The sequence below is a fragment of the Sphingomonas sp. PvP018 genome (assembly GCF_017876865.1).
In the GTDB taxonomy this organism is placed as follows: domain Bacteria; phylum Pseudomonadota; class Alphaproteobacteria; order Sphingomonadales; family Sphingomonadaceae; genus Sphingomonas; species Sphingomonas aerolata.
The window spans coordinates 477,134-497,287 of record NZ_JAGIOU010000001.1 but is presented as its reverse complement, the minus strand read 5'-3'; the positions used below and the strand labels follow the sequence as shown (position 1 = coordinate 497,287).

Below are 20,154 nucleotides of genomic sequence, written 5' to 3'. Positions count from 1 at the left end.
GCGGCCGCGACGCTGCTTACTTTGGCAGGATGACGCTCGGCCCGATATTGTCGACGACCTGCTTGGCATTGAACGCACGGATGTTGTCGCGCGGGATCGGCCCCTTGCGCATCACGATCTCGGCCGTCGCCTCGTAGCGGTCGATCGTGCGGACGTCGAAATCATTGCCCCATGGGCCGCCGAAACCGCCGCCGCCAAAGCCACCGAAGCCGCCACCGATATAGGGATCCCAGCTCCGCCATCCGAAGCCGCGGCCGCGATAGCGCCACGACGGGCCCCAATAGCCACCAAAGCCGCCATAACCAAACCCGCCGCCGATCCCCGGGGTCGAATAGGTGCGCGACTGAAGATTGGTATCGCGGTCCGCCATCAGGAAATAATCATATCCCTGCTGGAGCGTAAGTTCCGCCGCGCGGAAGAAGAGGTAGCGTTCGACGGTGTCGCGCGACGTGACGCTGTTTCCCGCGAAGCTGACGAGAAAGCGGTTATCCTCGATCCGGCGATCGCTATAGCCGGTACGGTTGAACCCCTGGCCAGTGGCCGGGCGGTAGGTGGTTTCGGTCGCACAACCCGCGACCAGCAACGTGCTCGTGGCGAGAGCTGCCAGCAGGACCTTGCGACTAGGCATGATGAACATGATTGTCGTCTCCGTTCGCGGCGAATGCGGCGAAACGCCTTACATTAGCCTTCAGTGGTGGAACGGTTGATGAACGGGATTGGTCCACGGGTCTATGACGGTGATTGAATAAACCACCCCGGCGCCGTCATAGGCCGTCGTCCGCGACGCAGAATCAGTCCCCGATCAGATGAAGCGCCAGCGAGCGACCATGGGGACGACGGCGATGCTCGAACAAGTAGACTCCCTGCCACGTACCGAGCGCGAGCGTGGCGTCGATTACTGGGATCGACAATTGTACCTGCGTGAGAGCGGCGCGCAGATGCGCCGGCATGTCGTCGGGCCCTTCGTCATCGTGCAGATACGAACTTGATTCCGGTGCGATGCGCTCGAAATAAGCCTCGATATCCGTTCGGACCTCGGGCGCGGCATTTTCCTGGATGAGCAGCGATGCGGAGGTATGGCGACAAAACACCGTCAATAACCCGGACTGCATCGCCTGCGCATCGACCCAGCGCCGGATCGGGGCGGTAATGTCGACCAGCCCCTGCCGGCGGGTATCGATCGTGATCTGGGTCGTGGACTGCCGCATCGCTGCGCTCCTATGTAACTGCCTAGCCGGTCAGGTCCGTGACGATGCTCAACGCCTGTCGTCACGGCCTTGGTCGCTATCGGCATCCGCCGGGACGTCGCGACCCAAATTGATCTCGTCATAGAGTTTGAGAAGATCGCTGACCTCCGCGATGACGGTTTCCTGCTCGGCGCGCCAGCGTGCCGTCGCGTCGTGCGTCGGTGTGCCGCACTTGCCATCGTGAAGCGTGAAACCCTGATCGATCAACCAGATGGTATCCGCCGCACGGGCCCGCTGCCGCCGTAGATGGAATACCCATTGTTCGATGACGCCGGAAGGAACGAGTCTGTCGATTTCACCCATGGTCGGCGCCTACCCGACCTGCGTCGTGATTGTACAGCAGACGTTGCGGGTGGTCCCGAATGGCGGAGTCTCGACCCAGGAAACGGGTCTTGTGGAAGGCTGGAAAGTTCCGCCGGTTTTCGCCAAAACGCCTCGATTCAGCACGCTTTCGGGAACCGCTCACGACCAAGCGTGTTGAAAAGGTGGTAAAAAGCGTGTGTATTTTGACTGCATCCTGTCACCGGAACCCGATCAATGCCTGTTATGTCCCACCGACCCGAGCGCGACCAGCCCGCGTTTCACCGCGTCGATCAGTCTCCGCCACGCCTGTCAGACCGCTATGGCGCAGACCGGCTTGACGCCCTTTACCGGCGTGCCGCGGCCGATCGTGACCGGTTTCGCCAGCAGCAGCTGATCGCGATGCAGCCAAGCCTGCTCGAACGACTGCTCGGCAAGTTTCGCCGCTAAAAGGGGTCGACTGATAGCTACGCGTCGACCGGGAAGGTCGTCGCATGGCGCAGTCCCTGAATTTCCGCCCAAGTGATGGGCCGGTCACGACCGACGCATTCGATGATCAATAAGTCGGCATCTTCGGCGGACAGTTCGTCCGCGGCTTTTATCATGTCTTCCAGCGAGCCTGTAGCGAGCTGCTCATCCGCGACCGGCACCGCATCCTCGCCGTTGACAGGGCTTTCGGCAGCCGCGCGTCGGAGCAGTTTTGCCGGCATTTTCCACATTGTCTTGAACACGTTTACGCTCCAGCCCCCTGGCACGACCGCGATGCCGCAGGTTGCGCCAATGGTCCAGACCATCGCCGCATGCGTGCGCCGATCGCAGCATCTCACGCGACGAATCGCACGATCCGTCCGATACGGGCGAGTTTGGCGTTGTCGTTGCGGACTGGGGTCGAACAGCACGTCTATAACGGCACCCGCGGTAGAGCCCAAGGCCGATGCGGTAATGCAGCCAATGGGCCGTCGATCGCGCGCATGGGACGCAGGGCAGGGGCGGACCCGCTCCTTACACTCAGAACGTCTCTAGCAAAGATCTGCGCCCCGTCTTCTTCGAAGCGCAGATCGAATTTCAAGGGCTAGGCCTTCGAGTGCCTCCGATCAGGCCGGCGGGTTGCCCGTCCCACCATTAAGTGAAACGGAATGCTTGTGGGCATCGTTGGAGGAGGCTCGGGCAGGCGCCGTTTCCGCGCTGCTCCCGGCGAGCATGCCGTTCAACGAACTGCCAGTCATGCCGAGTTCCGCCATCAAGCCATCGATCAGCGGCCCGCCGACGCGGTAACGCATCGCCGCCGCGACCGCGGTATCGGCAAGATTGCTCTGGCCGCCCCCGGACGCGCCATCACCGCCACTGTCGCCGTGCAGGCCCCGCGCATCGAGGATGCTGATCTTGTCGATGTTCTCCATCGGCTTGCTCGCCGCAGCGATGATCGCGGGCAACGCTTCGAGCATCGCGCGGCGGATCAGCAGTGCGGTCTGCGAGTCACTCAGCAGGTTGGTCGCCTCGTTCAGCGAAGCCTGACCTGCCGCGTCGACCTTGAAGGCCGCCTCGCGGCCTTCCGCGCGTGCCTTCTCTGCATCTGCTTCGGCGGTTGCTTCAGTACGCAGGGCGCTCGCACGAGCTTCCGCGGCTTCCTTCTCGGCGGTCGCAGCGACGGTAATCCCGACGGCCTCTTCCTGCGCGCGCTGGGTGGCGGCAATCACGGCCACGTTCTTGTTCCGGTTGGCGATCTCGGTCGCCTTGGCAGTAGCGACGCTTTCCTCGGCTCGGACGGCGAGCGCACGGGCTTCGTTGGCCGCGGCAGTGGCGGTCGACTCCTCTTCGGACTTCTGTGCGGTCTGCACCGCAGTTGTGATGCGTGCGATCTCGATCGTCCTGTCGCGCTCGATCGTTGCGGTCTGGATCGCGCCGTCACGGGCAATCGTGGCGGTCTGGATCACCTTGTCGGCTTCGGTCTGCGCTACGGTCTGCGCCTGGCCCGCGGTGATGCGGGCGATCTCGGCGAGGCGGGTCTGCTCGGCCTCGGCGGTGGCAATCGCGGTGGCCTGTTCCGCACGGCGCGCGGACAGCGTCTGCTCCTGTGTCAGGCGAGCCTGTTCGGCGGCCTGCGCGATCTCGAGCGACTGGTTGTTGGCGTCGAGGTTGCGCTGCTCGATCTCGACGCGGTTGGTTGCGACGATGTCGTTGCGGATCTTCTTGCGCTCCTCGATCGTCCGCGTGAGCACGGTCAGCCCCTCGGCGTCGAACGCGTTGTTCTCGTTGAAATGCTCGAACGCGGTCTGGTCGAAATGGGTGATGCTGACGGACTCGAGCTGGAAACCGTTCATGTCCAGGTCGGTCATCAGCGCCTCCTGCACCTTCTGGATGAAGTCGGCGCGGTTGGCGTGAAGATGCTCCATCGTCATCGTCGCGGCGACCGATCGCAGCGCGGACACGAGCTTGCCGTCGAGTAGCGACTTCACCGCATCGGGGCTGTTGACCGAATCGCCAAGCGTCTGCGCGGCGGCGGCGATCGATTCCGCGTCGGGCTTCACCTTGATGTGGAACAGCCCGACGACATCGACGCGCAGCTTGTCGAGCGTGATCAGCGCATCCTTGTTAAGGCGCGATACCTCTAATTTCACTGTCGTCAGGCGGACCTGCATCAACTCATGAAGCACCGGGATCACCATGATGCCGCCGTTGAGCACGACTTTTTCGCCGCCGAAGCCGGTGCGGATCAGCGCAACGTCCTTGGTCGCGCGACGGTAGAGCCGGGTCAGAATGATGCCGATCACGACAAGCGCGAACAGCACGATACCGGCGTAGATAAGGACGTTCAGAAGCTGTGCGGGCATGAAACCCTCCCCGGTTATGATTGTGGTCAGATCGACTGCAGGAGCGCGTTGGCGTCGGGCAGCGCGTAGAAGAGTTTGCCGTCGCGGCGGACGATCAGGGCGGTCTCGCCGGTGGCGATCACGTCGGCGTCGTCGTGCGGCTCGACCATGATGAAGTGCGCCTGACCATGCTGATCGACGATCTTTGCACGGGCCGGCGATCCCCGGCGGGCGGTGCCTTCGAGGATGGTGCCGCGGCGGCGGAGGAAGTCGTCAGTGGAGATCACACTGGTTTCGTAGCCGGGCATGATCCGGGCAAGCCCGTTGGCGGCGAGTGTGTTGAGCAGGCTGCCGGCGACCAGCGCACCACCCGAGGCGAGACCCCAGTGCAATGGGCCGCCGGTCAACGCGGTCGCGCCCTGCTGAATGGCTATCCCGGTGAGCGTGAAGCAGCCGAGTAATGAGGTCAGCCAGATCAGGATCGGCAGTTCGTGACCGAGCCCGAGCCAGTCGAGCACACCGCTATCGGTTTCGGCATAAACGTCCGCGTCGAGATCGAGATGGCCGAGCCCAAGGCCGATCGCCTCGATCAGCCCGATCCCGACCATTATGACGAACGCGATCGCGAACGGCGCGTAAGCGGGCGTCAGGAAGATCGCGAACATAAGCCGTGGCGCTGTTGGGGGCTCTGCTTGTGCATCGGCGAACTGGTATCGGACAGACGACAACGCTTCGTTACGAAACGCTGGCCGATCCGGATTTTGAACTCCATGTGTCGATGCTCCCCCAAAGGGAGGCTAGCCCTGCGCCAAGACATTCGCAACGCGCGCTGAGGACACCGCCCGAGTTTGGATTCATCATCTGCACGGGATCTGCACGACAAGCGAACGGATCGTACGCGGACCTCGCGATCTGACGCTCACGGGACCGCTGCAAAGCAGAACCTCGACAATCGGGGAGCGCGAAGATGAGTCGTCATGGAAGACTGATGGCCAAGATCGGCGCTGCCTTTCCTGGCGGAGATACCGATCGACGACGGCAATGGCGCGGTGGTTGGTGGGTTCGCTTTGGCCTGGATTACCGCCCTGTTCCTGACGCGACGGGGGATCTGGAAAGACGGATCGGCGCGACTGGCGTTGCTTTCCGGCGCCGGATTGGCGGTGGTACTCGTCGACGATCCAAGCCTCCTCGGCTGGGTTCTGTTATGGACGGCTGTCTCGCTTGCCGCACTCCTGCCGCGGCACCGGTTCGACGATGCGCACCATCTGGGCAAGCCTGTGGCCAAGTCGTTACACGACGGGTCGATCGCGATTCGACGATCGCTCGATCGGTACGGTGTTCGAGCCAGGCGCGGTGACGCTGATCCTGTCGCTCGTGACATTCAATACGATCTTCGCGGTTGAGAATGTGCTCGACATTGTATTCCTGTGGAGAGGCGCGGGACTGCGCTCGGGTGTGACGATGGCGGACTATGCGCACCGTGGCGCGTATTCGTTGATCGTGACGGCAGCGCTCGCCGGCGTGTTCGTGTTGTTGGCATTACGTCCGGGCAGTACAGCCGCGTCGCGTCCGCTGGTGCGGCGGCTGGTGACGGTCTGGCTCGTCCAGAACCTGCTGCTGGTCGCGTCGAGTGCATTGCGAACGCTCGATTATGTCGACGCCTACGTGATGACGGTGCTGCGACTGTCGGCACTTCATGGATGGCGCTCGTGGCCACGGGCCTGGCGCTGATCGGCTGGCGATTGCTTGTCGATAGGTCGGCGGCGTGGCTGATCAACGCCAATGCGCTGGCGGCTGTGACTGTGTTGGTGACGGCGAGCGTTGTGGATCTTGGCGCGGTTGCGTCGGCTTGGAATGTCTGCGCAGCGCTCGAAATGGGTAAGGCGGGGCCGCCGCTCGACCTTTGCTATATGGGACGGCTCGGGCCATCGTCGCTCGTCTCGATCGCGACGCTGGAGCAGCATGCACACGAGCCGCGGCTGCGCGATCGTCTGACGTATCTGCGGTGGGAACGTCAGACCGAAACGGCAGATGCGCAGGCCAATTGGCGTCTGTGGACCCCGCGCAACGCGCGACGGCTTGCGACCGTCCGCGGGATGTTCGGCACCAAGGCGCCGCGGTTGCGGTCAGCACCGGACGGACGGCGCTGTACGGGCTGATCCTGCCGCCGCCCTGGATAGAGATTCTATCAGCGCCGCCGTCCGCTCCGGCGCCGAACACGCCCTCAATTGCCGCTTTATTGAAAACGGTAACAGTATCGAAAAGGTCGCGCTGGTGGAGCCGAGGGGAATCGAACCCCTGACCTCTGCAGTGCGATTGCAGCGCTCTCCCATCTGAGCTACGGCCCCGCGCGGTCCGGCGACGCCGGCTATTGCGATATTAGCGATCGCGCCGCCGGCATGCAATCCACCGCCGCGCTCTCCCCCTCATGTTTTGGACACGGGACATTCATCCCGCACGTGGCTCGCACGGGCGCACCCGGCAACGGCCGGCGGAACTTCGATCAGGGCGCGGGCGATTGACGGGCAGGCTCGCTGCAGACGGGCAGGTAATCTGTGCCTCTGCCGCTTGGCGGGGGATCCGTTCTGCGCCATACCCGAGTCATGAAACCTCAACGACAGGAGTGAAGAATGTCCCGTGCATGGAGCCTGAAGACGCGTCCGCAAGGCATGCCCAAGCATACCGACTTTGAGATGATCGACATTTCACAGTCCGAACTGGCCGACGGCGAGGTGCGCATCGCCAACCGCTGGCTCTCGGTCGATCCCTATATGCGCGGTCGCATGAACGACGTGAAAAGTTACACCCCGCCGTTCGAATTGGGCAAGCCGATGCAGGGTGGTGCGATCGGCGAAGTCGTCGAGAGCCGGGCCGAGGGTCTGGAGGCGGGTGATCTCGTCCAGCATATGGCGGGGTGGCGCGACGAAGCGACGCTGCCCGCAAACCAGGTCCAGAAGCTGCCGGACCTGGCGGTCGATCCACAGGCGTTTCTGGGGCAGCTCGGCATGCCGGGCATGACCGCCTATTTCGGTTTGCTTGAGGTTGCCGCCGCCAAGTCCGGCGATACCGTCTTCGTTTCGGCCGCGGCGGGCGCGGTCGGGTCGACCGTCGTCCAGGTCGCCAAGGCGAAGGGCATGACGGTGATCGGTTCGGCAGGCGGCGCCGAAAAATGCGCCTGGGTTAAGTCGCTCGGCGCTGATGCCGTGATCGACTACAAGTCCGGTACGCCGGTCGTGAAAGCTCTAGGCGAAGCTGTGGCCGCGGTCGGGTCGGGCGGCATTGACGTGTATTTTGATAATGTCGGTGGCGAACATCTCGATGCGGCATTGGCGCACGCCAAGCTGCACGCCCGGTTCGCGATCTGTGGCATGATCGACGTCTACAACAGCGGCGCGGCGACTGAACTGCGCTATCTCGCAAGGCTGATCGGTAACCGTATCCAGATCCGCGGCTTCATCGTCAGCGATTTCATGGATCGGGCTGCGGAGTTCTATACGGACATGGGCGCCCTGCTGAAGGCGGGCACGTTGCAGCGGCAGGAAACCGTGCATGATGGCCTCGACGCAATGCCCGACGCGTTTCTCGGACTGTTTTCGGGTGGAAATACCGGCAAGATGCTCGTCAAGCTCTGAGCATTTAGCCCCCTCCCGGTAGTGCGGGAGGGGGCATTCATTCAGATCGCGCCGGAGAAGGTGTCGCACACCTTCGGGTCCCCGCTGTCTAGACCACGGCGAAGCCAGGTCTGACGCTGCGCCGAGGTGCCGTGCGTGAAGCTGTCCGGCACGACCCGGCCCTGAGCCTGCTTCTGGAGCGTGTCGTCGCCGATCGCCTGCGCGGCGGTCATGCCCTCCTCGATGTCACCGGGCTCGAGACGGTCGCGATTGGCGGCCGCCCAGACACCGGCGAAACAATCAGCCTGGAGCTCCAGCCGAACCGACAGCGCATTGCCCTCGCTCGAACCAGCGCGCTGCTGCGCGCGTGAAACCTGGCTCGACGTGCCGACCAGATTCTGGATGTGGTGACCGAATTCATGCGCAATGACATAGTCCTGCGCAAAGTCGCCGCGCGCGCCGAACCGGTTGGCCAGTTCGTCGAAGAAGCTGGTGTCCAAGAAGATTCCGTTGTCGGTCGGGCAGTAGAAGGGGCCCATTGCCGCCTGTGCTGCGCCGCAGCCCGAACGGCCATTGTCGTCGAAGAAGCTGAGCTTGGGCGCCTGGAACTGTTCGCCGTTTTTCGCGAAGATCGCGGCCCAGGTCTTCTGCGCCGAACTGAATGCGTTGCACGCGGCGCGTCGCTCGGGGTTTAGCGTGCAGATCGACTGCGCGTCGGTGCCGGAACCCTGTTCGCCGCCGCGGCCGGCCCCGCCTTGCGCTATCTGCCCGGAGGGTGCGCTGGGCGCCGAGCCGCCACCCAGCATGCCACCGATATTGCCGAGGCCGCCGAACAGCGCCATCACGATCAACACGACGACGATGCCGCCGCACCCGAAACGGCTGCCGATCAGCGGCAGTAGGCCGAACAGAAGGCCGCCGCCTCCACCGCCTGAACCGCCGCCGCGGCCCTGATCCTCGACGTTGATGTTGGGGTCGAAATCATCGAGCCGCATGGTTTAAGACTTTCATTCTGGAGTGGTAACGAAAAGCATGGGACGATGCGGAGTTGCATCCGATTGGCTTGCCGGGTCTAATCGTATTCTGCCGACCTTTGGAAGGCATGACAAAGCCTTGTACGGCAGGCGGGGCGTTCCGGCCGCGTCAAGATGGGGGACGAGACAATGTTTCTGGCGGGCAGGACGGCGGTCATCACCGGATCCACATCGGGGATCGGTCTTGCCTATGCGCGGGCCTTTGCGGGGGAGGGGGCCTGCGTCGTTCTCAACGGCTTTGGCGACGCCGCGACGATCGAGGCGGAGCGTGCGGCGCTGAGCACGATCAGCGGTGCGACTGCGCTTTACGATGCCGCCGATATGACCCGCCCCGACGAGATCGCCGCACTGGTCGAACGTGCGGTGGCCGAGACGGGGAATTGCGATATCGTCGTCAACAATGCGGGCATCCAGCATGTTGCGGGAATTGCGGATTTTCCCGTCGCGACCTTCGATAGGATCATCGCGATCAACATGGCGTCGGCCTGGCACATGATGCGGGCGGCGATTCCGCATATGCGGCGCCGGGGCTGGGGGCGGATCATCTCGACGGCGTCGGCGCATTCGCTGGTCGCTAGCCCGAACAAGTCGGCCTATGTCATGGCCAAGCATGCCATCGCCGGACTGACCAAGACGATCGCACTCGAAACCGCGACCGACAACATCACGGTCAACTGCATCTCGCCTGGCTATGTCTGGACGCCGCTGGTCGAGGATCAGATTCCGGATACGATGGCGGCGCGCGCGATGACCCGCGAGCAGGTTGTGAACGACATTCTCCTCGCCGCGCAGCCGACCAAGGCCTTCGTCACGCCGGAGCAGGTCGCAGCGCTCGCACTCTTCCTGTGCCGCGACGAGGCTAGCGCGATGACCGGCGCAAATCTGTCGATGGACGGCGGCTGGACGGCAGCATGACAGGTGTCGGCGGTGCCGGTGTCGACGCGCGACGCGCGATCGGGGCGTTGGCGACATGCGTCCTGCTCGTCGCCTGCGGGGGCGGAAAACGGATCGCCAGCGCGCCGCCCCCCGAAGTCGAGCGAACCGATCCCACCGGACGAGGGGCAGGATGGCGCACGGCAGCAACGGTTGCCGACCGCGCCAGGCTGCGCGACTGGCGCGATGCGTGGATGGATGCGCTTGCGCAGATCCCGCAGCGTGAGATCGCCGCGGATCCTCACTTGTTCGATCCGGACCGGGCACTCCCCGATCCGTTGCCACCGATCGGCACCTATCGGTGTCGCACGATCAAGCTCGGGGCGCCTGGAGCGGGCGCGTCACGCTTCATTGCCTATGGCTGGTTCTCGTGCCGCATCGAACAGCCTGCACGTACGGGGGGAGACGGAGAACTGACGTTCACGCGGCTGGGGGGATCGCAACGTCCGTCCGGGACGCTGTACCGCGAAAGCCGGGCAGATGCGGCTCCGCGACCGCGTGCGATCTTCCTCGGCAGCATGGCGTTGGGCGACGAGCAGCGCCCGATGCGCTACGGCACGGACGCAAATCGCGACCTGGCGGGTGTGATGGAGCGCATCGGTGACCGGCGCTGGCGGCTGATACTGCCGCATCCACGCTTTGAATCTCTACTCGACATCGTCGAGATCGTACCGATGGAATAGACCCGGCATCTCCGGATCGCTGCGACACTGCGCAACATGGTCGGGGAGACAGGATTCTGCCCCGTTAGGCCGGTAACATACTGAAACCTCCTGCTTTTGTCGGATGCAGCGGCCGAGTGCGCACTTGAACGTCGCACTTCGCCGTCGCACCAGAAGGGCGGATCGTGATCAAAATTCCGTATACCTATCGGCGCTCGGGCGGGCGCTATCAGTACCGGCGAAAATTATATTTGCCCAAATTCGGGCTTCTACACATAACATGGTCGTTACGGACTTCTCACTGGCCCGTAGCCCGGCTTCGGGCAGCAGCGGCCACTGCAGCCCTCGACAGGGTTATGCAGATGATCGAGTACGACGGAACAATCAGGGTTCGGTCCGCCTCGGAGGTCAAGGATCTTATCAACGGCGTGATCGATCTCACGCTTGGCATCGCCACCCAAGGTTATTTTGATCCAGCGACTTCGAACGAGCAGGTCGATGCTGCCTGTCTGGTGAATGCGGACTTCCATGACCTTGCGGGGCGCCACGGCGGTATCGCAGTAATGGACGAAGCCGACGAGGCGCGGCTCCGCGGCGACGGTCGGGATAGCAACCATCTTGGTCATCTTCGGCGGCTGATCCGATCCTCTGGCAGCGGAAGTGTCATCAGCGATGCGAATCTGCAGATCAGGTTGGGCCATATCGGAATTCGTCCAATAGCCGAGACTAGCGCTCAGGATCGGCTGCTGATGCATCGGGCTATCAGCGAAGGACAGCGAAGGGCCGCGTTCTTTAACGATCCTCGTGTGACTTCGTCAGGCGATCCGCTCCACTATTTGCTGACGCAAGGGGGAACGCTGACAGCACCGCGGCAGAGCGTCGCGGGCGCACCTGCTGCGAAGGGGGCGCCTTCTCATGCTCCGACCGGAACAGTCACGCCGACCGAGCATCGGCCGGTTGTTTCTGCATTGTTGAGCAGTTTGATCGACCCGATCATTGCCAACATTGTGCGTGGCGGAAACTGGACTCAGGGTGTTGGCGACGACGCGAGTCGTTTGATGAAGCAGTTCGTCTGGATGGTTGGTGACAAGCCATGCCTGGAGTATTCGCAATTGGACTTGGCGAAGTTTCGGAATGCCTTGTGGGCGATGCCGAAGACCGTTCGTGTTCAGAGCATCTGGCACTTGCCGTACGACGAGGCCGTAAAACAATTCCCCAAGCTGACGGAGGTTAACAAGCGAGCAAACAAGACGCTGAACAAGGATCTTAGCTACATTTCGACGTTCGCTAAGGAAATGGTGGCGGTTGGTCATTGGCCAGAGAACTTCATCAATCCTTTGGGACTTGCAGCGACTGTCACCCGTCAGCAGAAAAGCTCAGGTCGCATTCCATGGAAGCCGGTTCATCTCGAAACGATGTTTCGGTCACCGATATATGTCGGGAACGCCGGCAGTCAGCGCAGACTTAAAGAAGGGGGCGTCGTTTACCACGATGCTGCTTATTGGATGCCGCTGCTCGGCGCATATCAGTTGGGCCGCCGGGATGAACACGCGGGGCATAATGTAACTGATTTCGTGTTCGATCATGGTACGCCGCACATGCTTATCTACCCCAACCAGTTACGGAATCTAAAAACGGAGGACTCCGGGCGGTTCCTGCCGATTCATCCACGCCTTTTAGACCTTGGCATACGCGAGTTTGTGGAAGCCGCCATCGCGCGAGGAGAAACGCCCCTATTTCCGGAGCTCTGGCTGAACGCGGTCAAAAGAGGTGGCAATCAGTACTACAGCGTTAGCTGGAGGAAGTTGGTCGAATGGCTACGTGCTCAACCTAGTATCGATGTACCGAAAACCCCAGCGGGAAAGGAAGCAGACTTTCATTCTATACGTAGCACAGGACTAAGTCAGCTTGATCGCGCCGATATAAACCAGAATATTGTAGCCGATATCGCGGGTCATAGCCGTGAAGGTACCACCGCACGTAGCTATCAAAATTTACTCGCGTCCGGAGGCCTTGAAGATGTTTTGCAGGAGCGCCTAAAAGTTCTGAAACGGCTTCCCGACTATGCGTTGGGATTAAAGAAACACCATCTTCATGTGATGCACCTGCAAGTTAGGACACGTTGACTTTAGATTTAGCTATTCATAACCAGGATTTTCTATTCGAACGTCGCTGACGGCAGTATCCGGCGTGTGCGTTTGGTGGATTGCGGCCGGTCCGCTTTCGGGCGCTAAGGCGACGGAAGCGGACGTTTGTTTATTACGCTCGCGACGGCAGCTAGGCGCCCCAATATCGGTCGTTCGCCCGCCAAGCTGTTGCTCCCGAGGCAGCCGTTTACCGCGGCCGTCATGACGCTCCTGCACCGCAACAACTTTCAACGTCTAAGAGGACAAGGAAGCTCGGAGGCTACGGGCGACGAGATTGTCTGGCGAATACCGCGCGACCTTTTCCTGCTGCTAGGGCACCCCTCGCACCCGAAGTTCTGGACCGTCTATGCGGCCGCGCGAGATATAGTGCTCGCGGCTTAGCGCCGCCGCAGTCTGCCGTCGCTGTCATGTAGCAGCCTTTCTGAGTCTCCCCCGGTCGCCGACGCTGGCAGAATAAGATTGCCCACCGCCATGGCGGGGCGTCCGTCATTTCCCAGACAGCAGTCCGAGAATTGCGATCCGCTCCCGCACGGGCAGTCGTCGTCAGGCTTCCAGGGGAACCCGAAACCGTTGTCGGGAGGCCTCGGCATCAGTAATAGCCGGTGTAGTCAGCTTCGAGGCGACCGAGCGCAACCAGTTCGCCGAGAACCGTAACTGACAGCGGAAGCAGTAGCCGCATTCGGGCTGGATCGTCCCAATAAGCACTCCCGTGTTTTCCCCCATGAAACAGGTTATTGCGCAGCGTGTTGAGCAGCACAGTGACGCGCGCGAGGTGTGAAGCTCTATCATCGAACACGACATCGGCGAACGTCAGTCCGTGTTCGCCAATGACCTGCTTTAGCGGATTTTCTGGGACGAGCTGCGCTGCCGCGGCCGACGGCGTATAGTTCGCGGCATGGCTGAGAACGAAGGCCTTCCAGTCGGGACGGGCGGGAGCACCGACAGCTTTGGACTGAAGCCAGCCATTCTCCTTGAGTGCCGACTCGAACCGCGAGAACCAGAAGAAGAATTCGAAAACGAGCGCCCGAAGATCCTCTTCGATTTTATCGTGCCGCATGGTTCCACCGGTCCTGTCCGTTGCTCCGATTGCGAGCGGTATACGAGCAAGTTGACGGACTTCTGTTGGACTGTGCAAGTCCATGTGATGAAGCTTCTCGATGAGACCACCGCGCTGGACGCGATCCGTACCCTTCTTGCGGAAGCCGATCACGCCCGTCTTGCGGTCGCGTTCTGGGGCAAGGGCGCGATTAGCCGGCTCGGCCTCGACCGTCCGGGGCTAGTGCTTGAAATTCTCTGCAACCTCGATTCCGGCGCATGCAATCCGGCCGAGCTGCGACGGCTTCTCGATCTGCCCGGCATTGAACTGCGGTCCCACCCGGCACTTCACGCCAAGGCCTATTGGACAGCCGGAGGTGCTGTCCTCGGTTCCTCGAACGCCTCGGCCAACGGCCTAGCCCTTGAGTCCGATGCAGCGACCGGCTGGCACGAAGCCAATATCAGCATCGCCGATCCGCAGGTCCTGGCTGATATCGACCGCCGGTTCACCGACCTGTTCACCGCCGGATATCCCGTCGGCACCGACGACCTCGATCGGGCGGCGCTAATCTGGAAGGCGAGGGCGTGGCAAGCCCCTACCTGGCAGCGCCTCGCCTCATCGCTGTTCGAGGCATGGCGGACAGCTCCCCGGCACGCGATATGGAAGCGGGTAAAGGTGGTCTGGTGGCGTGAAGACCTCTCCCCCGAGGATCAGGCCTGGATCGACGATGAGATCGCCAATGGTCGCCTCGATTCCGGGGGCGGCGCTTATGAGGGGTGGAATGAGCATATCGCCTCGGGGGATCTGTTGATCGACTTCGATGTCAGCGGCAGAAAGCCAAAATATTCCGGAAGCTGGAAAGCCATGCCTCGCGGCCGCCTCGAACGGCTGCGGCTGGTGCTGCCCGTGGCACGGCTTGCCCTGCAGCCACTCGGTCAGTTCCCGGTTTCAGAGCAGGAACAGGCTGCGTTGGCTGCAATCGCGGCGGCTGCCGTTGCGAAGCATGGAGACGGTGAGGGAAATGCAATCGTCGGCTTTGGCGATGCCATGGCACTGATCGGTGAGCAGGCCGGTTCATCGCGCGCGCGGGCGTTCGATCGCGCGATGCAGCACATTTATGATGAGGCGACGACGTTCGGATACCGGCCGACCTACTTCCTTAAAATGCTTGCCGAACACGGTGGGGTCGAGACGGCACGACGCCTCATTCGTGGTACGGCGACGAGCGGATTTCAGACCCTGTGGGAGCACAGCCGCCTCGATCTGTCAGTCGAAGCTCTAATCCTCCAGCCGCAATGGCGCGAACTGTTTTCTGACGAGGAAGCAAGGATCGCGCGGCGCCGGCTCAAGGACTTCGACTATGTTTCTGACCGTAAGCCGGCAGGCGGCACCTGATCCGGATCCTGCGATGTCCCGATTGCGTCAGGCCGCGTCGGCGGGACGAAAGTGGTCGCTCGCGCCAGCGTTTTTGCCGCGAGGCCCACACACAACGCATTCATGCGCGTGTCCCAGCTGCGCACCTCGCAGAATGTCTTCCAGTCGAACTCATGGATGCAGATTAGCTGCCACTCTGGATCGATCCGGACCATCAGAAGATATTCGAACAGCTGTTTATCGCGATCGTCGCGATCGGGGTAGACGGTCCCTGTCTTGCGCCCGTCGAGTACACCCTTGATGGAATAGCGATCGCCCCGACGCGAAAGGACATCGACATTCTGCGTGCCTGTCGGTGCGGGCTGAAGGTTCGGGCGCCCGGGCGTGCCATTGAAGAATGAAAGAGCAAGGCTTTCCGCGACCTGACCGACATTGGAAGCGAGGCCGCGCCGCTTGAGCTCGGCCGCCACGCGCGCGAAGCCGCAGCAGTTCCAGATCAGCGAGCGCCTCGAGCGCGATATCCGGATCTACCGCCGTCACCGGAACGATACTCTTCATGCTTCTTCGCCCCCCACTTCCCTGATCGCCCCGAATGGTGTGTCCCCGAGGATGAATGCCGTGATCCTGTCGGTCAGTTTCTCTGCTGGCAGCCTGCCGCGACCGCGCAGCGCACATTCCCAGATCAGGAGGCTGCGCCAGCCCATACCGTGCAGCCCTGCTACAGCGTCCTCATCGCGGCGACGGTTCGCCGCGATTTTCGCTGCCCAGAAGTCAGTCCGTGTCGCGGGCATCCGGAATAGCGAACAGTCATGCCCGTGCCAGAAGCATCCGTGAACGAAGATCGCAGCCCGATAGTGCGGCAGGACAATGTCGGGCCGGCCGGGAAGGTCGCGACGGTGCAGTCGAAAGCGGAAGCCCAGACTGTGCAGCAGCCGCCGTACGATCATCTCCGGACGGGTGTCCTTGGCGCGGACACGGCTCATGTTGAGCCGGCGCTGGTCCGGCGTCAGCCTATCGACCATCGCCCCCGGCCGCCTGATCCGGGACGGCGCCCTCATCGTCCGGAAGCGGTGATCCGACCGCTAGGTCGGAGGGAACCGGGGGGAATGCAGCGGACAGGGCGGCGAAAGCGTCCGATCTGGACGCCACCATTGCAACGCTGTCGCGGAAGTGTTCGGCCAGGCTCGCGACGATGCCAGCGTGAAGCAGCCGCTCGCGCTGCCGGCCGATAAAGGTCATCAGGATGGGATGGTTGCCGTCGTTCCCGGCCACCGAACGCAGCAGCACGAAGTCCTTGCTGTCGAGAAAGGCGCAGGCGTTGGCGGTGATCTTGCGACCGCCCAGCCGCCAGTTCTTGCCGACCTTCCCGACGTTCCGCAGCTCGCGGTTACCATAACCGCCATAGATACAGATCAGATCAAGATCGTCACCCCCGGCGGCGAACAGGCGTTCGCTCAGCAGCCGTCGCGCAACCGGTGTCGTCAGCGCAATTGCCCGCTGTTTACTCGTCGAGCTCAGGCGGTGCATCGAGAAAATGCCAAGGTCGGACTCGGCGAGCGAGCGGACGACGATGATCTCGTCGCGGCGGCTCAACAGCGTCCGGCTCCCACAGCAAGGGCCGGCGTTTCAATCGCAACGACTCCAAGTAACTGACTGCGCAGCGTCTGTGCCACCGCGCGGGCAAGCAGCGGGGGCACTGCATTGCCGATCTGGCGGAACGCCGGGTTCATCGTGCCGGCGAAGCGGAAGCCATCCGGGAACGATTGCAGGCGGGCCGCCTCGCGCACCGAAATCGGGCGCGCCTGCCGGCTGTCATAATGGATATGGCTGTATCCGTCCTTACCGAGATGGGCGAGCAGCGTCCGTGCCGGCGCACAAGCCTCCATCTTGCGCCACTTGTTCGGGAACTTGCCCGCGTCATAGGGCGGGACAAATGCGGCTTTGAGCGCGTCCCATTCCGCACTTCCGTCGGCTGGCCGTAGACCCTCGGTATCCAGGCGCTCAAGCTCTGCCTCCAACAGGCTGAGCGCGTAACGGTGCGCCTCCGGATACTGATCGCCGGGCTGAAGTCCGGCGAAGATTCGGTAATCACGCGGAAGATAGCGGATCACATGATCGCGCACGTGCGCGACGCCTTCAAAGCCGGACCAGCTGCGCATCGCTTTCACATAGTCGTGCTGGCGGTTGTGACCGCCGTAAGGCAGCATCACGTCAAGCCGGCGCGTACCGCGACGAAGCTGCCCGTCTGCGAGAAGTTCGCGTGCGAGGATCTCGGGCAGATCGCTGATCGCCTGTTCGGTCGTGATCGCGGCGGGAAGAGCCTCATCGGCTTCCGGTGCCGCCTTATAGGCGCTGAGGCCAGTGACACCGGACAGGAGATCGCCGCCCGTGGCCAGCTTAAGCGCGACCGCGCGCGATCCCTGATAGCCGGAGGGCAGGTCGATCCAATGCGTCGGAGCCGGGAACTCGACATCGTCGGCGAGTTCTTTGCGGATCGCGATGAGGATCATCCGCTCGCGCATCTGCGGCACGCCGTAAAAGGCAGCGTTCAGCAGCGTATAGCGCACGACATAACCCTTGCCGGCGAGGATCTCTCCGATCTCTGCCGCTAGGTTATGTCCGCCATGATTGAGCATGTCCGGGACATTTTCGATTACGACGGCGAGTGGGGCGCAGGCCTCAACATAATTGAGATATTCAATGTAGAGCCGGGCTCGCGGATCGTGACGGAACGCCTCGGGATGCTCCGCGATCTCGCGCAGTTTCGAGCGGCCAACACGCGCAAATGCCTGACAGGGCGGACCACCGACGATGACATCAAAGGCCGCCGATGCGGGTCCGAGGCCGAGATCCTTTGCCAGATCGTCCGGCGAGGTTGCAGTGATGTCGCGCGCAATGCTGTGGCGGTCTTCGCCATGGTGGAAGTTGAGGCCGTGCGAGCGGGCCGCGTCAGCGTCGTTCTCGACAGCCGCCACAATCTCATAGCCAGCCGCCTGAAAGCCGAGCGAGATTCCACCGCAGCCGGAGAACAGGTCGAGCACACGTGGCTTCGCGCCGGCGCGCAGCCGCTGAATCTTCTGTCGAATCAGCTTCGCATCAACGCTCACGTCCGGCTGTTCCCGAGCGGCAGTTCGGACTGGCCGGCGCGCGTCGACAGATACTGCAGGGGCTGACCGATGACCCAGGCAGACGATACATCATGCGCCGCGGCAACCGCCTGCACCTGACGGTGCACGGGTTCGGGCAGCAACACGGTGCTTCGAACGGTCTTGCTGGCGGCCACGGTCAGTGTCTCCCTGCACCGCTGTTACACCAGTCGGCACCATCATGCACCACGTTACATCATTTTTTACCCGGTCTGACCGACCGGATCGGATGAAAAGGGGGCGCTTCCCGCAGAAATTGATGCAATTGCCGTTTGGGTGCCGGCGGGTCTATTCCTGCTCCAGTCCGACTGCGGTGAGTGCCGGCAGCGAAGCGTTCAACTGCCAGCCACCGGAGAATGTTCTTTGCGTCCCATCGAAATTCCGCCATCTCCGCGTGCGCTGCTCCGATCGCTGCGGGGTCTGGGCTATTCACCAGAAACAGCGCTCGCCGATCTCGTCGACAACTCGCTCGCGGCTGGCGCCCGGCAGATCGACCTTCGCCTCGAGTGGCGCGACGGTGACCCGCTTGTCGAAATCCTCGATGACGGCGCCGGCATGGGCATGGACCGCCTGATCGAAGCGATGCGATTCGGTGGCGACGGTCCGGACGCTGAGCGGGATGGCACCGACCTCGGCCGCTTTGGTCTAGGGCTGAAGACCGCGTCGCTCTCGCAGTGCCGCCAGCTCACGGTCGCGTCCCGAAGGGATGATGCAATCGCGCGGCTGGCCTGGGACGTCGATCGCGTGGGCGACGGCTGGTGCGCCGATATACCCGAGGCGTCACCCGATGGCCCCCTCGCCACGCAGTTCGCGCAGGCAGGCGACGGAACGCTGATCAGCTGGAACCGCATGGATCGGCTGGGCGGCCTCTGGGGTCTGGATCGCGACGCGTTCAACGACCGGCTCGCTGCGATACGGGCGCATCTTGCAATGACCTTCCACCGCTTCCTGAGTGGCGAAGCGCGGCGGCTCTCCATTACTGTCAACGGGCTCGCGCTGGCGGCCTGGGATCCGTTCTGCCGCAGGCACGACGCGACGATGGCGCTGCCCCGCGACGTCATCCGCGGCAGCGATGGAACGATCTCCGCACGACCCTATATCCTTCCCCACCGCGACCGCTTCGCGAACGAACGGGAATGGGAGGAAGCCGGCGGCCCGGGCGGCTGGGTCGAGCGTCAGGGTTTTTACGTCTATCGGGGTGACCGGCTGGTCTCGCCCGGCGGCTGGCTCGGGCTGGGTGGCGCACGGTCATGGACGCGCGAAGAATCAAGTCGCCTCGCCCGCATCGCACTCGACCTCCCCGTAACAATGGACGAGGCATGGCGCATCGACATCCGCAAGTCGCTGGCGAGACCGCCCGCCTGGGCCCGCGCTCGGCTAGCCGGGATCGGAACAGACAGCCGCCGCCGCGCCCGCGAGGTATTCGCGTGGCGTGGCACCGGGCCAACCGTTACGCGCAGGCGCGCTAAGGAGGACGGCGAGGTCTGGCCGTGGGAAGCGCGAAGCGGGAAAACTGCTCCCCGCTACCGCGTACGGCGCGACCATCCGGCAGTCGCCGCGGTCGCAGGATTGCTGGGCGATAACGCCGCCGTGCTCGAAGGGCTGCTCTCGGCGCTTGAGCTCACGGTTCCGGTCGAGCGCATCTGGCTGGATGTTGCCGAACAGGGTGGAAGCGGTCCGCTCGAACCCTCCGCAGCGGTAATCGCGGAACTGGCGGCGCCGCTTGCCTCGCTCGCCCGCGAGATGGACAACTCGGACGAAGCCGGAGACCGCCTTGATTCGGTGCTGCGTTCGCTCGGCGTGATTTCGCCCAAGCTGCGTGCCGCGGTCATCCGGAAATTGGGGGAGAAATAG

The 20,154-nt window shown here is 62.9% G+C and carries 22 protein-coding genes and 1 tRNA gene; 9 read left to right on the top strand and 14 right to left on the bottom strand.

Annotation, left to right across the window (positions count from 1 at the left end):
* Window positions 1-16: 16 nt before the first annotated feature.
* The 3 genes from J3A66_RS02035 to J3A66_RS02025 all read right to left on the bottom strand — a co-directional run bounded on the left by J3A66_RS02035 (window position 17) and on the right by J3A66_RS02025 (window position 1,550).
* Entirely contained in the window at window positions 17-628 is a 612-nt protein-coding gene (locus tag J3A66_RS02035) for a hypothetical protein (RefSeq protein ID WP_209570343.1), read from the bottom strand.
* Window positions 629-791: 163 nt separating this feature from the next.
* The gene (locus J3A66_RS02030; RefSeq protein ID WP_031393345.1) at window positions 792-1,208 is read right to left on the bottom strand and encodes a secondary thiamine-phosphate synthase enzyme YjbQ; all 417 of its coding nucleotides are present in this window, start codon (window positions 1,206-1,208) and stop codon (window positions 792-794) included.
* Window positions 1,209-1,256: 48 nt separating this feature from the next.
* On the bottom strand, window positions 1,257-1,550 hold the full coding sequence (locus J3A66_RS02025; protein WP_051916268.1) for a hypothetical protein: 294 nt from the start codon (window positions 1,548-1,550) through the stop codon (window positions 1,257-1,259).
* 234 nt (window positions 1,551-1,784) lie between these two features.
* Between J3A66_RS02025 and J3A66_RS02020 the strand changes: the two genes are divergently transcribed.
* The gene (locus J3A66_RS02020; protein ID WP_159043688.1) at window positions 1,785-1,997 is read left to right on the top strand and encodes a hypothetical protein; all 213 of its coding nucleotides are present in this window, start codon (window positions 1,785-1,787) and stop codon (window positions 1,995-1,997) included.
* Window positions 1,998-2,014: 17 nt separating this feature from the next.
* Here J3A66_RS02020 and J3A66_RS02015 read toward each other — a convergent pair whose 3' ends face one another.
* The 3 genes from J3A66_RS02015 to J3A66_RS02005 all read right to left on the bottom strand — a co-directional run bounded on the left by J3A66_RS02015 (window position 2,015) and on the right by J3A66_RS02005 (window position 5,022).
* Window positions 2,015-2,341 carry a hypothetical protein gene (locus J3A66_RS02015; RefSeq protein ID WP_209566755.1) on the bottom strand — a complete coding sequence of 109 codons (327 nt, stop codon included), beginning with the start codon at window positions 2,339-2,341 and terminating at the stop codon, window positions 2,015-2,017.
* A 300-nt stretch (window positions 2,342-2,641) separates the two neighbouring features.
* Window positions 2,642-4,378 carry a flotillin domain-containing protein gene (locus J3A66_RS02010; RefSeq protein WP_209566754.1) on the bottom strand — a complete coding sequence of 579 codons (1,737 nt, stop codon included), beginning with the start codon at window positions 4,376-4,378 and terminating at the stop codon, window positions 2,642-2,644.
* Between the two features lie 26 nt (window positions 4,379-4,404).
* A complete protein-coding gene (locus tag J3A66_RS02005; protein ID WP_166747436.1) occupies window positions 4,405-5,022 on the bottom strand; it encodes an OB-fold-containig protein in 618 nt (205 codons plus the stop codon).
* A 589-nt stretch (window positions 5,023-5,611) separates the two neighbouring features.
* Between J3A66_RS02005 and J3A66_RS19510 the strand changes: the two genes are divergently transcribed.
* Together J3A66_RS19510 and J3A66_RS19505 are read left to right on the top strand one after the other, a co-directional pair.
* Complete coding sequence (locus tag J3A66_RS19510) at window positions 5,612-6,088, top strand: DUF4153 domain-containing protein (RefSeq protein ID WP_348633971.1); 477 nt, start codon at window positions 5,612-5,614, stop codon at window positions 6,086-6,088.
* Window positions 6,067-6,516 carry a DUF4153 domain-containing protein gene (locus J3A66_RS19505; protein WP_348633970.1) on the top strand — a complete coding sequence of 150 codons (450 nt, stop codon included), beginning with the start codon at window positions 6,067-6,069 and terminating at the stop codon, window positions 6,514-6,516. The genes J3A66_RS19510 and J3A66_RS19505 overlap by 22 nt, the downstream gene beginning before the upstream one ends.
* Before the next feature lie 113 nt (window positions 6,517-6,629).
* On the opposite strand, the gene J3A66_RS01995 is transcribed toward J3A66_RS19505, so the two are convergent.
* Window positions 6,630-6,705 (bottom strand) — tRNA-Ala (locus J3A66_RS01995).
* 282 nt (window positions 6,706-6,987) lie between these two features.
* Here J3A66_RS01995 and J3A66_RS01990 point away from each other — a divergent pair.
* A complete protein-coding gene (locus J3A66_RS01990; RefSeq protein ID WP_209566752.1) occupies window positions 6,988-7,989 on the top strand; it encodes an NADP-dependent oxidoreductase in 1,002 nt (333 codons plus the stop codon).
* 41 nt (window positions 7,990-8,030) lie between these two features.
* Here the strand turns inward: J3A66_RS01990 and J3A66_RS01985 are convergent, their stop codons facing one another.
* Window positions 8,031-8,963 carry a neutral zinc metallopeptidase gene (locus tag J3A66_RS01985; protein WP_209566750.1) on the bottom strand — a complete coding sequence of 311 codons (933 nt, stop codon included), beginning with the start codon at window positions 8,961-8,963 and terminating at the stop codon, window positions 8,031-8,033.
* Between the two features lie 168 nt (window positions 8,964-9,131).
* On the opposite strand from J3A66_RS01985, the gene J3A66_RS01980 reads away from it, so the two are divergent.
* The 3 genes from J3A66_RS01980 (at window position 9,132) to J3A66_RS01970 (ending at window position 12,723) form a co-directional block, all read left to right on the top strand.
* A complete protein-coding gene (locus tag J3A66_RS01980; protein WP_166747527.1) occupies window positions 9,132-9,917 on the top strand; it encodes a 3-hydroxybutyrate dehydrogenase in 786 nt (261 codons plus the stop codon).
* A complete protein-coding gene (locus tag J3A66_RS01975) occupies window positions 9,914-10,618 on the top strand; it encodes a DUF4893 domain-containing protein (RefSeq protein ID WP_209566748.1) in 705 nt (234 codons plus the stop codon). Before J3A66_RS01980 ends, J3A66_RS01975 begins: the two co-directional genes overlap by 4 nt.
* Window positions 10,619-10,959: 341 nt before the next feature.
* Window positions 10,960-12,723, top strand: a complete 1,764-nt coding sequence (locus tag J3A66_RS01970) for a hypothetical protein (RefSeq protein WP_209566746.1) — start codon at window positions 10,960-10,962, stop codon at window positions 12,721-12,723.
* Window positions 12,724-13,333: 610 nt separating this feature from the next.
* Here J3A66_RS01970 and J3A66_RS01960 read toward each other — a convergent pair.
* Window positions 13,334-13,801 carry a hypothetical protein gene (locus J3A66_RS01960; RefSeq protein ID WP_209566743.1) on the bottom strand — a complete coding sequence of 156 codons (468 nt, stop codon included), beginning with the start codon at window positions 13,799-13,801 and terminating at the stop codon, window positions 13,334-13,336.
* An 87-nt stretch (window positions 13,802-13,888) separates the two neighbouring features.
* Here J3A66_RS01960 and J3A66_RS01955 point away from each other — a divergent pair, with 87 nt between their 5' ends.
* Window positions 13,889-15,175, top strand: coding sequence for a phospholipase D family protein (locus J3A66_RS01955; RefSeq protein ID WP_209566741.1), 1,287 nt, complete (start codon window positions 13,889-13,891; stop codon window positions 15,173-15,175).
* Here J3A66_RS01955 and J3A66_RS01950 read toward each other — a convergent pair.
* From J3A66_RS01950 to J3A66_RS01930, 5 genes are all read right to left on the bottom strand, one after another.
* Window positions 15,139-15,624: a hypothetical protein gene (locus J3A66_RS01950; RefSeq protein ID WP_209566739.1), complete on the bottom strand. Its 486-nt coding sequence runs from the start codon at window positions 15,622-15,624 to the stop codon at window positions 15,139-15,141. The genes J3A66_RS01955 and J3A66_RS01950 overlap by 37 nt on opposite strands.
* Before the next feature lie 84 nt (window positions 15,625-15,708).
* The gene (locus J3A66_RS01945) at window positions 15,709-16,176 is read right to left on the bottom strand and encodes a very short patch repair endonuclease (protein WP_209566737.1); all 468 of its coding nucleotides are present in this window, start codon (window positions 16,174-16,176) and stop codon (window positions 15,709-15,711) included.
* Window positions 16,166-16,747, bottom strand: coding sequence for a hypothetical protein (locus tag J3A66_RS01940; RefSeq protein WP_209566736.1), 582 nt, complete (start codon window positions 16,745-16,747; stop codon window positions 16,166-16,168). Before J3A66_RS01940 ends, J3A66_RS01945 begins: the two co-directional genes overlap by 11 nt.
* The gene (locus J3A66_RS01935) at window positions 16,744-18,261 is read right to left on the bottom strand and encodes a DNA cytosine methyltransferase (RefSeq protein ID WP_209566734.1); all 1,518 of its coding nucleotides are present in this window, start codon (window positions 18,259-18,261) and stop codon (window positions 16,744-16,746) included. The genes J3A66_RS01940 and J3A66_RS01935 overlap by 4 nt, the downstream gene beginning before the upstream one ends.
* A complete protein-coding gene (locus tag J3A66_RS01930; RefSeq protein ID WP_209566732.1) occupies window positions 18,258-18,437 on the bottom strand; it encodes a hypothetical protein in 180 nt (59 codons plus the stop codon). The genes J3A66_RS01935 and J3A66_RS01930 overlap by 4 nt, the downstream gene beginning before the upstream one ends.
* A gap of 139 nt (window positions 18,438-18,576) precedes the next feature.
* Here J3A66_RS01930 and J3A66_RS01925 point away from each other — a divergent pair, with 139 nt between their 5' ends.
* On the top strand, window positions 18,577-20,154 hold the full coding sequence (locus tag J3A66_RS01925; RefSeq protein WP_209566730.1) for an ATP-binding protein: 1,578 nt from the start codon (window positions 18,577-18,579) through the stop codon (window positions 20,152-20,154).